Source organism: Parasulfitobacter algicola, assembly GCF_013315265.1.
GTDB classification, from domain to species: domain Bacteria; phylum Pseudomonadota; class Alphaproteobacteria; order Rhodobacterales; family Rhodobacteraceae; genus Parasulfitobacter; species Parasulfitobacter algicola.
Genome location: NZ_JABUFE010000004.1, coordinates 42,228 through 56,792, shown reverse-complemented (window position 1 = coordinate 56,792; position 14,565 = coordinate 42,228). Strand labels below are relative to the sequence as shown.

Genomic DNA, 14,565 nt, shown 5'->3' with positions numbered 1-14,565 from the left:
CCCAGTTAGGCCCGCACCAATGTGCCAAAAATACGGTCAGAATGGTCTTGCAGATAAATACGCAGCCAAGGCGTGTATTCTTCTGGTCTGCGCAAAACGTCTGCAGTCAGATCATACAGTCCAATCCATTTAACCTGCATGACTTCATCAGGGTTTGGCTGAATTTTCAAAGTGCGGCCTGCTATATCTGCAAGAAATATATCGACGACTTCGTGTTCGATCAGGCCATTGCCAACATCTGCGCGATATTCAACTGTATCTCGCAAAGCGGGGTAAACATCTTTGATGCCCAGTTCATCGTTAAGTCTTCTGACGGCACAATCGGCGGGGTCTTCATTCCAGTCTGGATGTGTACAACAGGTGTTCGCCCAAAGACCTGGCGTGTGATATTTGCCCATCGCCCGACGCTGGATCAGCACATTTGGTCCGTCCATCACAAAAACAGACACTGCTTTGTGTTTTAGTCCGCGTCTGTGAACATCCAGTTTTTCAACAGGCGTAAGTACCCCGTCAACCCATGCTGGAATCATCGCCGTCATGTACGTAACGCAGAAACGATACCGGTTAGATGTGCCAAATTCTTGATCCCTATTTTCAGATGCGCCATCGGACGAGCGCGCACCAATTCTTTGTTCATATATGCCTCAAATGTCAATTTTTGCACATCCACGTCGTGACACAATGAGACAAATCGCTCGCGTCGATCGTCTGACCTGTAATAGGCATTTTGCATCGCGCCTAAGACTTTGAACACAGTTTTATGGTCCTTCATGAACAGTTTGCGTGCCAGTTTCAAATCACTGATCCGGCCCGAGGTCAGCGCGGCTGTTGCAGCCGTTGCCGCCACACGTCCGCCGACCATCGCATAGTAAATCCCTTCCCCGGACGACGGCGCAACGACCCCTGCGGCGTCACCGGCAAGTACGATATCTTTGCCATTGTCCCACCGATCCAGTGGTTTTAACGGAATGGGCGCCCCTTCTTTACGGATGGTTTCGCAATTTTCCAGCCCGCTGGCTTTGCGCAATTCAGCAGTGGCGTGTTTTAGATCAACGCCTTCGACGGCAGTGCCCATGCCGACACTGGCTGATGTGCCATGGGGAAACACCCAGCCATAGAAATCGGGGGAAATCGCACCATCATAGATCACATCACAACGCATCGGATCATAGGTTTCAGTGGTCTCGGGAGCTTTTATGATCTCGTGATATGCAATCACATATGGGATTTTGTCACCGCCTGGCACCTCGGCTCTGGCTACGTCGGATCGCGCGCCATCTGCACCGATGATCAGTTTGGTCTGCAATCCGATATGGTTGCCGCTGGCTTTGTCACGGAAAACAACTTTGGTCGTGCCGTCCCCGCGCTCGACTCTCAGGAAGGTGCCGGTGAACCGATCCGCACCTGCGCTTTCGGCCCGTTTGCGCAGGAATTCGTCGAAATGTTCGCGATCAACCATGCCAACAAAGCCGTTTTCAATTGGAATATCCACCATACGATGGGTGGGTGAAATCATGCGCGCCGTGTTGATCTTGGCCACGATTTGGTCATCCGGGATCAGGAAGTCTGAAATCAGCCTGGGTGGCACTGCCCCGCCACAGGGTTTGATGCGCCCTGCGCGGTCTATCATGGCAACACGTTGACCGGAACGGGCCAGATCTTCGGCGGCTGTGGCCCCTGAGGGACCGCCCCCCACGACGACGACATCATACATTTCTCATTCTCCCGGAACCATGTGGGCCGTTAATTTTGGCCGGTGATCCATAATGCGCGCGGCCAGAATGGCAGCTGCGACGAATAATGTGGCTTCGGCTACGAAAACGGTGCCGAAAGCCTGTGCAGTGTTGGTGTTCAGATGGCGCAATATATCCACAGCGCCGGCACCCAAAAGGCCGCCGAACCCGGCAGCTACAGCTTGTGCTGCCCCCCAAAGGCCCATCCGTGTACCTTCGCGTGCTTTGCGCCCATCACCAGCCAGCGCCATCATCGCCCCGATTGCTGCCACGGCGAACATACCGTTGAAAAAGCCCAATGCGATCACAGATGGCACGACCATTGCGGTCCAAGTGATCTGGCCGATCATGGCGATCACACCAAGGCTGACTGCTGAGCCAAGGCACCCTGCGATTACCCAATGGCGCAGCGCGCCGATTTTCAGACCCGTCGCTGCGATACCGACGGTCAGCATTCCGAAAAACACGCCACCGTTTTGTGCGCCACTCAGGGATGTGGATTGCCCTGGTGTAAAGTCGAAGACCAACCCGGTATAAGGTTCAAGGATCAGTTCCTGCATGAAATAGGCAACCATGGACAGGAAGACAAAGATTGTGAAATTCCGTGCCTTTGGTTCATCCCAGATTTCACGCAGGCCTTGGAAAAATGGCATCGGATCAGCGTGGTGTTCGATAGTTATGCCACGTTCAATCCCTTGGACGGCAAGGATGGTCATCAAAACCGCGCCTCCGCAGACAATGATGACGATACGGAGCAATAATTCGGGCGAATAGGGATTCAGAAACGCGCCAACGGTTCCGGCTGTTATGGCGATACCAGCGATCATCATCAGCCAGGTGATTGTTGCCGCAGCGGCCCGTCTGCGTGGTGCCGTTGCTGTTGCTAAAAGGGCCAAGACAGATGTACCCGACGCCCCAACGCCCAAACCGATCAAGGCATAGGCAATGATTGCAGTGCCAAGTCCAATGGCGAAATATAACTCTAGTAAAATGACGCTAAGGGCGGCGAGACTGCCGCCAAGTGCCAATGCAATCATACCCAGAATGATCCAGCGGGTCCGATTGCCGCCAGTGTCGCTTTTAAAGCCCCATTTGGGGCGTGTGATCTGAATGCCGTAATGCAGTGCGACCAGGAAGCCCGGCAGAATGGCGGGCAAAGACAATTCGACCACCATAAGACGGTTAAAGGTTGAAGTGGTCAAAACCACAATGGCCCCAAGCGCTGTTTGCACCAACCCAAGCCGTATGATCGACAGCCAACTTAACGTCATGGCCAAATCCCGGTACTGCGGATCGCGAATGCCGTAATCATCATGCCGCTGATATAAAGCGTCACTCCGGTTGCATTATACCAAGGCGCGCGGCCCTTGGGGTCTGTCAACAACACGCGCATGGCCCAGAATTGTGCCAGTAATACCGCTGCAACAGCTAATGCGTGCCAGGGGCGATCCCATAAAAGCAAAAGCACGATAACAATTGCTTGCGGCACAGCCATGATAATACAGGCAAGTTTTGCGGCACGTTCGGCGCCAAGCCTAACAGGGAGCGACGCGATGCCGGTTTGCCGGTCGCCTTCTAATGCTTTGAAATCATTTAGGGTCATGATGCCATGCGCGCCCATGGCATAAAGAAGGGCAACAATGATAACAGGCCAAGATGGTGCGCCTGCGCTTAGAACGGCGGCCCCGGTGAACCATGGCAAACCTTCGTAACACAGCCCCACCAAACCGGGGCCCCACCAACCGGATTTTTTCAGTCGCAAAGGTTCGGTGGAATAGGCCCAAGCTGCCAGAACACCGACAACCGTTGCGCCAAACCCCCAAGGTCCCAGTTGCCACCCAACGATCAGTGACAGCACGGACATCGCAAGCGCGATCCACAGGCCCCATCGTCCCGGCACACTACCAGAGGGAATAGGCCGGTTTGGTTCATTGATTGCATCCACATGACGGTCGCACCAATCATTGGCGGCTTGGCTCATTCCGCAGACAATCGGACCGGCCAATATAATGCCCAAAATAACTAAGCCCCATTGACTTAAGGGGGAAACACCAGATGAAACGACACCGCACAGATAAGCCCACATTGGGGGAAACCATGTGATCGGTTTGATCAGTGTGATCATTGCCCGTGGTTCGGGCCAATGGCGCATATGTAAACTTTCACTGACACTCATGTGTAAACTTTGCGATACATTTCAAGAATCAGCAAGTGTAAAGTCAGTGTGACAGTGTCGCAGGCGAACTATTTATTTTGAACCTTTTGCCATTTAGCACCGCTGGTATTCGTGAAACAATGAAATGGTCTTGCCCGAAAGACCTGTGTATTATCAGGTTATGTTAAAGATAAATGATGCAATTACCCTGCAAGATTGGGAACTTACAGAAAGCTTTACCCGTGCGTCAGGGCCTGGTGGTCAGAATGTAAACAAGGTTTCGACCGCTGTGGAATTACGGTTTGAGGCTGACCGCAGTCCAAATTTGCCTGATGCTGTAAAACGGCGACTAAAACGCTTAGCTGGGCGGCGTTGGACCTTGGATGGTGCAATTATTATCCGCGCCGAAGAGACACGCAGTCAGGCGCGTAACCGTGATATTGCACGAGATAGGCTGGTTAAATTGATTAAAAAAGCTTTGGTGAAGCCTAAACGCCGCATTCCGACACGCCCCACTTTGGGCAGTCAGAAACGCAGAATTGCAAGCAAGGTCAAAAGAGGTGAAGTTAAAGCCCTTCGTGGTCGGGTGACCGAAGAATGAGTTATAATATGCTTGCGCGCCGACAGCAATTGATGGGGCCGAATGTACCGACGTTCTATGAGGATCCGGTGCATATTGTGCGCGGGCAAGGCGTTTGGCTTTGGGATACGGAGGGACGGCGTTATCTTGATTGCTATAACAATGTTCCACATGTGGGACATTGTCATCCAAAAGTGGTCAAGGCGATTGCGCAGCAAGCGGCGATGTTGAATACCCACACACGGTATCTGCATGATGGAATTCTGGATTATATAGAACGGCTTACAGTCAAGTTTCAGCATGGCTTAAATCAGGCGATCATGGTGTGCACCGGGTCCGAGGCGAATGATATCGCCTTGCGCATGGCACAGGCTATGACAGGTAAAACGGGCATTATCGCGACAGACAATACCTATCATGGGAATACGACTGCCGTTGCGCAACTGTCGACACGACGGCCCCCAATCGGCGGTTATCCTTCGCATGTGCGGCTGGTGCCTGCGCCAGATACTGTACGGCCGTTGGGTGGGTCTGTGCAGGCGCAACCACAGGTTTTTGCGGATAATATCGCAGCCGCTATTGCAGAATTGGAACAGGCTGGGCATGGGTTTTCCGGCTTTATGCTGTGCCCGACTTTCGCCAACGAAGGCTTTCCTGCCTTATTGCCTGGATTTTTGAATCCAGCGGTCAAAGTGATCCGCGATGCTGGTGGTTTGATCCTGTGTGACGAGGTGCAGCCAGGTTTTGGGCGCATCGGTGCTGCATGGTGGGGACACGAATGGCTTGGCTTTTCGCCTGATGTCGTGACCGTGGGAAAGCCTATGGCGAATGGGCACCCGGTGGCGGCCGTTATCAGCAGACCCGATATAATGGGCGCTTTCCGAGACGCATTTGGCTATTTCAATACTTTTGGCGGAAATCCGGTCAGTTGTGCGGCGGCAATGGCGACATTACAGGTGATCGAAGATGAAGGTTTGGTGGAAAATGCCTGTGATGTTGGGGCCTATGCGTTGGACCGGTTGCAGGCGATTCAGCATCCGTTGAAAGCTGAGGCGCGGGGATTGGGTCTGTTTTTCGGCATTGAATTCGTGGTGGATGATGGGACACCGGCCACAGATTTTACTGCCCGCGTAGTCGAGGCGATGCGCCACCGCGGTATTCTGCTGAACCGGATCGGACGGCATATGAATACGCTAAAAATGCGACCACCGATGCCGTTTTCGCGTGACAATGCGGATATGGCGATAAATGCGCTGGAAGATGTTCTGAAAGAGACGCGGATTTGAAAGATCTGATCCAAGAGGCGGCGCAGGCTTGGGGTGGGTTTCAAAGCGCCCCTAAATTAGTGGCGCAGCGTGAAAATGCTGTTTTTGATGTCTCCTTGTCAGATGGACGACGTTGTGCGCTTCGGGTTCATCGCATTGGTTATCAGTCAGCAGCGGCCGTCGAGGCTGAGTTGCATTGGACTGAAAGTTTGACAGCAAACGGGTTTAGATGCCCACGTCCTGTGCAAACGCCACAGGGCACTTTTTTGCATCAAACCCAAAGCGGTCAGGTGCTAAGTATGGTGTCTTGGATCGATGCGTCGACGCTTTTTGATATTCAGAATAAAAATGTATTGATCCAAAATTTTTACAATCTGGGCAATATGTTAGCTGATTTACACCAAATCAGCGATACAAGTGCCAAGCTTGACCCAACTGTCCGCCCTGCTTGGGATTGCAAAGGATTGACCGGACCAGATCCGCTTTGGGGCAGATATTGGGAGAACCCGGCATTGCAGCTAGCTGAAGCTACAGTGTTGCGCGAAAAACGGGACCTGGCGCGGACGTGGTTAAAGCAGCTGGATTATCCCGACATTGGCGCGATACATGCCGACGCCCTTGGGGAAAATGTTCTGGTTGATGATGCCGGTCTTTGGCTGATCGATTTTGATGACGCAGGCATTGGTTATCGACTTTACGATCTTGGTGTCGCATTGGTGCAATACTGGAATGATCCAGATTTATCAAATCTAATCAATGCGCTATGTGCTGGCTATGCGGATTGCAAAGGCATCGGCATCGCCAGGCTTTTAGATCAGGTCCCGCGATTTATGGCATTGCGGGCGCTGGCCTCGGCTGGATGGATCATGTCGCGTGCGTCTGCCGATGATCCTCGACAGGCTTATTATCTGGGTCGTGCGTTACATTGCGCGAAATACCTAAACGACGACGTCTAACGCCTTTTGTTCGCCCAAGTGGAACACCCGTTTATAGCGTTCAATCTCACCGGTCGGCCCCATTGCTTTTAGGGGATTGTCACTAAGCTTGACGGTGGGTCTGCCATTCGCGCTAACGGCTTTGCATACAAGGGAAAATGGTGCCAGCGCATCGTTCGGTACCAACCCACGGAAGTCGTTTGTCAGCAAGGTGCCCCAACCGAATGACACGCGCACGCGGTTTGCGAATTGCGCCTGAAGTTCCCGTATTTTTTCCACATCCAGCCCGTCAGAAAAAATAACCCGTTTTTCTTGTGGATCCTCGCCGCGTGATTGCCACCATTTGATCGCTGTTTCGGCGCCTTGTGCCGGGTCGCCACTGTCGACGCGAATGCCTGTCCATCCGGCCAGCCAGTCAGGCGCGGCGTCTAAAAATCCTTTTGTTCCATAGGTATCGGGTAAAATCATTCGCAAATTACCATCATGTTCATCGTGCCAATCGGCCAGAACTTTATAGGGTGCCTGACGCAAATCTTCGTCTGTTTCAGCCAGTGCTGAATAGACCATGGGAAGTTCATGTGCGTTGGTGCCGATGGCTTCGATATCGCGGCGCATAGCGATCAGACAGTTTGAAGTTCCAACGAATTTTTCGCCCAAGCCTTCCATCATGGCCTGCACAGCCCAATCCTGCCACAGATAGCTGTGGCGGCGGCGGGTGCCGAAGTCAGCGATTTGCAAGTCTTTGATGTCACGTAGTTTTTCGACCTTTCCCCACAGTTTTGTCATGGCGCGGGCATATAGAACCTGAAGCTCGAACTTGCGCATATCGCCCAAAACGGCGCGGCCGCGCAACTCCATCAATACGGCAAGGGCAGGGATTTCCCATAACATGACCTCGGGCCAGCTGCCTTCGAACGTTAGTTCGTACTGTCCGTCACGTTTTTCCAAATGATAGTCAGGCAGTCTAAGCCCCTCAAACCATTCCATAAAATCGGGTCGAAACATCTGGCGCTTGCCATAGAATGTGTTCCCGCGCAGCCATGTATTTTCGCCGCGGGATAGGGAAAGTGACCTTATGTGATCCAATTGTTCGCGCAGCTCACCTTCGTCGACCAGTTCGGCCAGACGAATGGATTTGGTGCGATTGATCAGGCTAAAGGTGACGTTTGTGTCAGGCTTATTACGGAAAATAGACTGACACATCAATAGCTTATAGAAATCCGTGTCGATTAGGGATCGCACGATCGGGTCAATTTTCCACCTGCGATTCCAGACGCGTGTCGCAATATCCAAAGTCGATCCCCCGTTTTTTCCAAAGTAGCTTTACGCGATTGTGTTCATCTGTGCAAAGGGCAGGGTGCAGACGCGTTTTGTATATTTTGTACATGGGTTTTGTACCAAATATTTTGTACAAAACTGCGCGCCCTGCTGGTTGAAACTGTTAACGGTTGATCTGGTGTTGGATGACCGGGATCGGCTAGGGTGCGGCACATGAGCGAACGGATATTTCAGCCATCACCGACGCCCAAGCGGGTTTTCGTTTTGGGGGGCACGGGCACCATCGGGCGCACGACTGTCGACGCCTTGATGGAGCGGGGGCACCAAGTCGTCTGTTTTGTGCGCCCGGGTTCCAAAATACGCAGCGATGTCATCGTGCGGCAGGGTGATGTGACAGATCCGGTATCGCTGGGCCGCGATGGGTTTTGTGGGGAACCGTTTGATGCGCTTGTGTCTTGCCTGGCGTCGCGCACGGGTGCGCCACGCGATGCCTGGGCGATTGATCATCAGGCGCATGTCGATGCGTTGGCCGTGGCGCAAAGGTCGGGGATCACCCAGATGGTTTTGCTGTCAGCGATTTGCGTTCAGCGCCCGCTTTTGGAATTTCAACATGCCAAGCTGGCGTTTGAACAGGTTTTGATCCGGTCGGGCATAGCCTATTCCATTGTTCGGCCTACGGCGTTTTTCAAATCGCTGTCTGGTCAGATTGATCGGGTGCGACGGGGCAAGCCTTATCTGTTGTTTGGGGATGGGACGCTGACTGCATGCAAGCCGATCAGTGACAGGGATTTAGGGACCTATTTGGCCGAATGTTTGGATGATGAAATGCGGCAGAATTGTATTTTGCCGATTGGTGGGCCGGGGGATGCGATCACACCGCGCCAGCAGGGTGAGCATCTGTTTCAACTTTTGGGGCAACAGCCGAAGTTTCGGCAGGTGCCGGTTGGAATGTTGGATGCGATTACTGGCGGGCTTGGTGCATTGGGACGATTATCACCCAAGTTGCGCGAGAAGGCAGAGCTGGCGCGGATCGGCCGGTATTATGCGACTGAGTCTATGTTGGTTTGGGATGCGGATGCAGGGCGTTATGATGCGACGGCCACCCCATCGACGGGCGCGGATACGCTGTTTGAGTTTTATGAACGTGTTTTGGCGGGTAAGGCGACGGTGGATCGTGGGGATCACGCGGTGTTTTAGTATATTGCTGTATGAGATGAGGTCCCGGATCATGCCCGGGACTGCTGCGGTGATCCCGGACATGATCCGGGATCTTAGGTCAGCCTGTTACAACTGGATGCGCAAGCGCGTGAAGCCGTCAGAGCCATCGCCAGTCTGTTCAATCTGCATATCGACATCGCTGATATAGGTCATCGCCTTAGGCCCCGTATCAAACAGAACCGATGTGTCTGGCATGGGTGCAAAGCGCCAATTGCCGTCAGCACTGGGCTCGATCGTACCCTGATCAATGATATAACGGACGATGACATCGCGATTGGTATCTGGGGCTTCAAACACAATCGTATCGCCTTTGGCACCCGGGAAATCGCCGCCGCCGCCTGCGCGATAATTATTGGTGGCGATGATGAATTCCTGTGCAGGATCAACAGGCGCGCCATCAAAGGTCAGATCGATGATACGATTGGCATCGGGGTTGATCAGCATACCCTTGGGGTCGAATTTTGACGGCTGGCTTAGGTCGATCTGATAGCTGACACCATCGATGACATCGAAATTATAGCTGGGAAAATCAGGGTTCAGCAGCACTTGGTCGGCTTGTCTGGGCGTGATCTGGTTGAACATGCCTGCAGATCGCTCAAGCCAATCTTTCAGCTGCGCCCCTGTGACTTTCACAGCCCGTACGGTGTTGGGATAGAGATATAGATCAGCCACATTCTTGATCGCCACATCGCCGATAGGGACATCGGTATAGTATTCCGCCCCGCCCCGGCCGCCTGCCTTGAAAGGGGCAGCTGCGGACAGGATAGGCAGATCGGAAAATTCGGTATCGACCAACATTTGCTTGATATACCAGCTTTGCGCGTTCGACACGATCTGCACCGATGGGTCATCTGCCACCAGCGCGAAATAGCTGTGCAGCGGGGCCGAGGTTTTGCCGACGGCGCGGCGGATATAGGCCAGTGTGCCATCGTGGATATCCGAGACTGAGGCCAGAACATCTGGGTCGCTTTCGACCAGCGGTGTGATTGAACGATCTTCGTTGCGTTTGGAAATGGGCCGCGTTTCTGCGCTGTGTGTGATCACGCGCCATTGCCCGCCATCATGATCCAGCATCAGGTCGATCAGGCCAAGATGACTGCCCCAAAAGCCACCCATCACAGCGGGTTTGCCGTGGATCGTGCCCGCCACGGGGTCGATCACGTCGTTGGCGTCATAATCAGGGCCGGGGAAGGTGCGATGATGGTGGCCGGTCAGGATCACATCGATGCCGTCCAGTGCCGCCAACGGAACAGATGCGTTTTCCATCCCGTCGCTTGCGTTCATTTCGCCAATGCCCGAATGGCTAAGCGCGATGATGATATCGGCGCCCTGTTCCTTGATTTCGGGGACAAAGGCCTGAGCGGTCTGAATAATGTCGCGTGCGGTTACGTTGCCTTCCAGATGGCGGCGGTCCCATGTCATGATCTGCGGGGGCACGAAACCGATTAGGCCAATTTTGATAGGGTGTGATGTTCCGCTGCCATCTGTGATCATGCGATCAAGGATTGTATAGGGTTTGACCAGCGTTTTGTCGGCCGTGGGTGATGCGCCTTGTTCCAGAACCACATTGGCCGACAGTACGGGAAATGCGCTGCCCGCGATAGATTTCATCAAAAAATCAAGACCATAGTTGAATTCGTGGTTGCCAAGGGTGGATGCATCGAAGTCCATTTGGTTCATCGCAGTTATGATGGGATGCATGTCGCCGTCTTTCATGCCGCGTTCATAAGCGATGTAGTCGCCCATCGGATTGCCCTGCAAAAAGTCCCCATTGTCGATCAGTAGGCTATTGGTGGCCTGGGCCCGGATGTCCTTGATGATGGATGCCGTGCGGGCCAGACCGACGGTATCGCGGGGCTGGTCGGAATAGTAATCATAAGGAAAGACATGCACATGCAGATCAGTGGTTTCCATAATCCGCAGATGGGCCTGGGTTCCGGCCGCGCGCGCAGAGAAAGGGTGCAGAGCGATCAAGGCGCTGCCTGCGGCAGTGCCGTAAAGAAAGCCCCGGCGGTTAAGATCTGCATTGCGTGTGCTCATGTTGATGTCTCCGGTTAGTTTTACGCCCGAATAAAGGTCTAGCATAACAGTTTGATGATGCTATCGTGTCCGGCGCGTTCTTGCCCACTTTGGTCACCTTTGAACAACCACTTCATACACGTTATACGTGCGTTTTGCGTGTTTGCCATCTGTTTCGTCCCGTGGCATGTGGTTTTCAAAGGGATAAGTGAATGAAAATCGCAGAAACGGTGACGTTTGGCGGGTCTGGGTTAGACCGGGCGGCCGAACTGAGGGGCAAATCAGATCTGTTGGCAGATAAGCTGACCCATGGCGCACCGGTATTGATGATATGGCGCGGTAAACCTTTGGTCGCAGGCGCAGATCGGGATCGGTTGGCGTGGGTAGATGCCAAGCATGCGTTGGTGCCGGACCGCCTTGATCAGCTCGTGTTTTTGGGTATGGATGACGGCCAGCCGCGCTTTGCCGCAGACGTATCGCACTGGGAACCGGTTGAAATGGATCGCGAAAGTTTGGGGCTGTTTCTGGATCCAAGTGAACAGCACCCGCCGGATGTGCCCGCAAATCATGTATTTGCCGAACTGCGCTTGATCATGACCCGGCTGAGCGCAAGAGATGCGGAATTGGCCGCGACCGCCAAGGCTGTACTTGGGTGGCATCATACCCATGGGTTTTGCGCGCGGTGTGGTGCAGAAACACAGATGGCGCAAGGCGGCTGGCAGCGCGATTGTGTGACTTGTGGTGGACATCATTTTCCGCGCACAGACCCGGTGGTGATCATGTTGATCACGCGGGGTAACAAGGTACTGATGGGGAGGTCACCGGGGTGGCCGGATCGGATGTATTCGCTGTTGGCGGGTTTTGTGGAACCTGGTGAAACCATTGAAGCCGCCGTGCGACGCGAGGTATTTGAGGAAGCGGGCATTCGGGTGGGGCGTGTCGATTATCTGGCCTCGCAACCTTGGGCGTTTCCATCTTCGTTAATGTTTGGGTGTTATGGCGAAGCAATAAGTGATGAAATAACCATAGACCCCACGGAAATAGAGGATGCGATTTGGGTGACGCGCGAAGATATGATGCAGGTATTTGCCGATACGCACCCCGATATTGCGCCCGCTCGCAAAGGTGCGATTGCGCATTTTCTGTTGCATCGTTGGCTGGCCGATCAGTTGGATTAGAAGATAGATGAAGTTTTCTGCACGCGAAGATGTTCAGGTTCCGATTGGGTTTGCCTTTGACTATGTGTCGGATTTCAAGGCATTTGAGCGTATGGCCATGCGTCGTGGCGTTACGATCCGGCGGCAGGATGATCTGAAAAGCCCCGGTGTGGGGATGATATGGGACATCCGGTTTAATTATCGTGGCAAGCCACGGGTTATGGATACGGAATTACAGATCTATCAGGTGCCGCACAAGCTGCGATTTGCATCGAAAGTCGGTGGGTTGAATGTTGAAACGGCGATTGAACTGGTGGCGTTATCGCCCAATAAAACCCGGATTTTTGTCAGCTTTGATCTTCGCCCGCGTTCCTTGTCTGCAAGGCTTTTGTTGCAATCGTTGCGGCTGGCCAAGGGCAAGCTGACAAAACGTTATAAAGCGCGCATCGCGGCGTTTGCCGAAGATATAGAAACACAGCATGGCCGATAGCATGGATTGCAACTGACAGCCCTGTTGTTTTATAGAACGTGCAGATTTCATAACTTAATCGGGAGAAGACCCATGGCAGGCCATTCAAAATGGGCAAATATCCAGCATCGCAAAGGGCGACAGGACGCGGCGCGTTCAAAACTGTTTTCAAAACTGGCCAAAGAGATCACTGTGGCTGCCAAGATGGGCGACCCTGATCCCGAAAAGAATCCACGTTTGCGGATGGCCGTGAAAGAGGCGAAATCGCAATCTGTACCGAAGGATGTGATTGACAGGGCCATCAAGAAATCGATGGGCGGGGACGCAGAGAACTATGACGAAATCCGGTACGAAGGGTACGGCCCCGGTGGCGTCGCCGTGATTGTCGAAGCCATGACAGATAACAAAAACCGTACGGCCAGCAATGTGCGGTCGACCTTTACCAAAAGCGGTGGCAATCTGGGCGAAACGGGGTCAGTCAGCTTTATGTTTGAGCGCAAGGGCGAGGTGACCTATCCAGCGGACGTTGGTGATGCTGATACCGTCATGATGGCGGCGATCGAAGCGGGCGCCGAGGATGTCGAAAGTTCGGACGATGGGCACAGCATCTATTGTGCAGATACAGATTTGAACGCGGTTTCTACGACGCTTGAAAATGAGCTAGGCGAAAGCGAATCGACAAAACTAATCTGGAAACCGACGACGACCACGGAACTTGATCTTGAAGGCATGGAAAAGCTGATGAAGCTACTTGACGCGCTTGAAGATGATGACGATGTACAGCGTGTGACGGCGAATTTCGAAGCCTCGGACGAGGTTCTGGCCCAGCTTTAATAGGTGTTTCGGATCGACCAGTCCCGCTTGCCCAGAATATGGGCGCGGAAGCTGTCGTTGTCGTCGCGAAAACTGTCATCCATCCAATAATCCAGCGCCTCACGCGGGCGCATGGCTGTGTGGTGCAGGGCCGTATTCACCTTGCATTTTTCCGCCTTCAGGCTTTTGATGGTGATTTCGAAAACACCTTCGTCAAAGCTGCTGTCGCTTTCAGACGGTTCGCCAACAAAATAGTATCGGCAGGAATTTGGCGGGTCCTGATCCAGGAATGTGATCGACATATTTTCAAACGTATCTTCGCCGATTTGAAAGCGCAGGTTGACTGTATCGGGGTCTTCGCGGTCTTGATGAAAACCGGCCAGATTGCCTGTCCAGTATTCATCGGGCGGGGCAGCGCCGGGAACGATAGCCGACCAAACCGCTTCGCGTGATCGTTTGATCTTGTATTTGTGCCTGTTGCCAACTTTCAGCGAAATATTCAGCCAATCAGACCAGCGACCATACAAAAGCACATAGCAAAACATGGTAAACAGAACAAAGACTGTACCGCCAATGACTTGTTCGGACAGCCATGTATAGGATACTGGAAACATAAATTTTACCATCGCTTCGGCAAAGATACCCAATCCGATCAGCTCAAGTAAGCGTCGCCAGCGTGGTAAAAGGATAATAAAAATTGCACCGATCAGAAAAACGACGAAAAATGCAGCAGCTGCAGTCGCAAGACGTAACGAAATCGCCTGTGCCTGCGTAAATGTAATGACGCCGGCAAGGGTCACAAAAAGCGCGAACAGAAAGATACGCCTACGTTGGCGAAAAATACGTCTTAACATGGCCTTAACAGTCCCCTGCGGGGTTCATTGACCCGACATTGTGGCAATGCTTTGTCAGACTGTGGATAATACTGTGTCGGATTTTCCAT

At 53.1% G+C, this 14,565-nt stretch carries 14 protein-coding genes; 7 read left to right on the top strand and 7 right to left on the bottom strand.

Features of this window, described 5'->3' with window-relative positions; translation table 11 throughout:
- Window positions 1-5: 5 nt before the first annotated feature.
- From idi to chlG, 4 genes are read right to left on the bottom strand one after another with little or no spacing between them, the layout of a single operon-like run.
- Window positions 6-539, bottom strand: a complete 534-nt coding sequence (gene idi, locus HRQ87_RS08600) for an isopentenyl-diphosphate Delta-isomerase (protein ID WP_174137328.1) — start codon at window positions 537-539, stop codon at window positions 6-8.
- On the bottom strand, window positions 536-1,714 hold the full coding sequence (locus HRQ87_RS08595; RefSeq protein WP_174137326.1) for a geranylgeranyl diphosphate reductase: 1,179 nt from the start codon (window positions 1,712-1,714) through the stop codon (window positions 536-538). The genes idi and HRQ87_RS08595 overlap by 4 nt, the downstream gene beginning before the upstream one ends.
- A 3-nt stretch (window positions 1,715-1,717) precedes the next feature.
- The gene (locus HRQ87_RS08590) at window positions 1,718-3,004 is read right to left on the bottom strand and encodes a BCD family MFS transporter (RefSeq protein WP_174137323.1); all 1,287 of its coding nucleotides are present in this window, start codon (window positions 3,002-3,004) and stop codon (window positions 1,718-1,720) included.
- On the bottom strand, window positions 3,001-3,909 hold the full coding sequence (gene chlG / locus HRQ87_RS08585; RefSeq protein ID WP_174137322.1) for a chlorophyll synthase ChlG: 909 nt from the start codon (window positions 3,907-3,909) through the stop codon (window positions 3,001-3,003). The genes HRQ87_RS08590 and chlG overlap by 4 nt, the downstream gene beginning before the upstream one ends.
- A 160-nt stretch (window positions 3,910-4,069) precedes the next feature.
- On the opposite strand from chlG, the gene arfB reads away from it, so the two are divergent.
- The 3 genes from arfB to HRQ87_RS08570 are packed head-to-tail and all read left to right on the top strand — an operon-like array spanning window position 4,070 to window position 6,689.
- The gene (arfB, locus tag HRQ87_RS08580) at window positions 4,070-4,489 is read left to right on the top strand and encodes an alternative ribosome rescue aminoacyl-tRNA hydrolase ArfB (RefSeq protein WP_174137757.1); all 420 of its coding nucleotides are present in this window, start codon (window positions 4,070-4,072) and stop codon (window positions 4,487-4,489) included.
- The gene (locus HRQ87_RS08575; RefSeq protein ID WP_174137319.1) at window positions 4,486-5,754 is read left to right on the top strand and encodes an aspartate aminotransferase family protein; all 1,269 of its coding nucleotides are present in this window, start codon (window positions 4,486-4,488) and stop codon (window positions 5,752-5,754) included. The genes arfB and HRQ87_RS08575 overlap by 4 nt, the downstream gene beginning before the upstream one ends.
- Window positions 5,751-6,689: a phosphotransferase enzyme family protein gene (locus tag HRQ87_RS08570; protein ID WP_174137317.1), complete on the top strand. Its 939-nt coding sequence runs from the start codon at window positions 5,751-5,753 to the stop codon at window positions 6,687-6,689. The genes HRQ87_RS08575 and HRQ87_RS08570 overlap by 4 nt, the downstream gene beginning before the upstream one ends.
- On the opposite strand, the gene pncB is transcribed toward HRQ87_RS08570, so the two are convergent.
- A complete protein-coding gene (gene pncB, locus HRQ87_RS08565) occupies window positions 6,672-7,961 on the bottom strand; it encodes a nicotinate phosphoribosyltransferase (protein WP_174137315.1) in 1,290 nt (429 codons plus the stop codon). The genes HRQ87_RS08570 and pncB overlap by 18 nt on opposite strands.
- Window positions 7,962-8,159: 198 nt before the next feature.
- Here pncB and HRQ87_RS08560 point away from each other — a divergent pair, with 198 nt between their 5' ends.
- Complete coding sequence (locus HRQ87_RS08560) at window positions 8,160-9,143, top strand: NAD(P)H-binding protein (protein WP_174137313.1); 984 nt, start codon at window positions 8,160-8,162, stop codon at window positions 9,141-9,143.
- Between the two features lie 87 nt (window positions 9,144-9,230).
- Here the strand turns inward: HRQ87_RS08560 and HRQ87_RS08555 are convergent, their stop codons facing one another.
- On the bottom strand, window positions 9,231-11,204 hold the full coding sequence (locus tag HRQ87_RS08555) for a bifunctional 2',3'-cyclic-nucleotide 2'-phosphodiesterase/3'-nucleotidase (protein WP_174137311.1): 1,974 nt from the start codon (window positions 11,202-11,204) through the stop codon (window positions 9,231-9,233).
- Between the two features lie 191 nt (window positions 11,205-11,395).
- On the opposite strand from HRQ87_RS08555, the gene nudC reads away from it, so the two are divergent.
- From nudC to HRQ87_RS08540, 3 genes are all read left to right on the top strand, one after another.
- Window positions 11,396-12,361, top strand: a complete 966-nt coding sequence (gene nudC / locus HRQ87_RS08550) for an NAD(+) diphosphatase (RefSeq protein WP_174137309.1) — start codon at window positions 11,396-11,398, stop codon at window positions 12,359-12,361.
- Between the two features lie 7 nt (window positions 12,362-12,368).
- Window positions 12,369-12,830 (top strand): SRPBCC family protein, encoded by a 462-nt coding sequence (locus HRQ87_RS08545; protein WP_174137308.1) that lies wholly within the window; start codon window positions 12,369-12,371, stop codon window positions 12,828-12,830.
- Between the two features lie 72 nt (window positions 12,831-12,902).
- Entirely contained in the window at window positions 12,903-13,643 is a 741-nt protein-coding gene (locus HRQ87_RS08540) for a YebC/PmpR family DNA-binding transcriptional regulator (RefSeq protein ID WP_174137306.1), read from the top strand.
- Here the strand turns inward: HRQ87_RS08540 and HRQ87_RS08535 are convergent.
- Window positions 13,640-14,476 (bottom strand): hypothetical protein, encoded by an 837-nt coding sequence (locus tag HRQ87_RS08535; RefSeq protein WP_174137305.1) that lies wholly within the window; start codon window positions 14,474-14,476, stop codon window positions 13,640-13,642. The genes HRQ87_RS08540 and HRQ87_RS08535 overlap by 4 nt on opposite strands.
- Window positions 14,477-14,565: the final 89 nt, after the last annotated feature.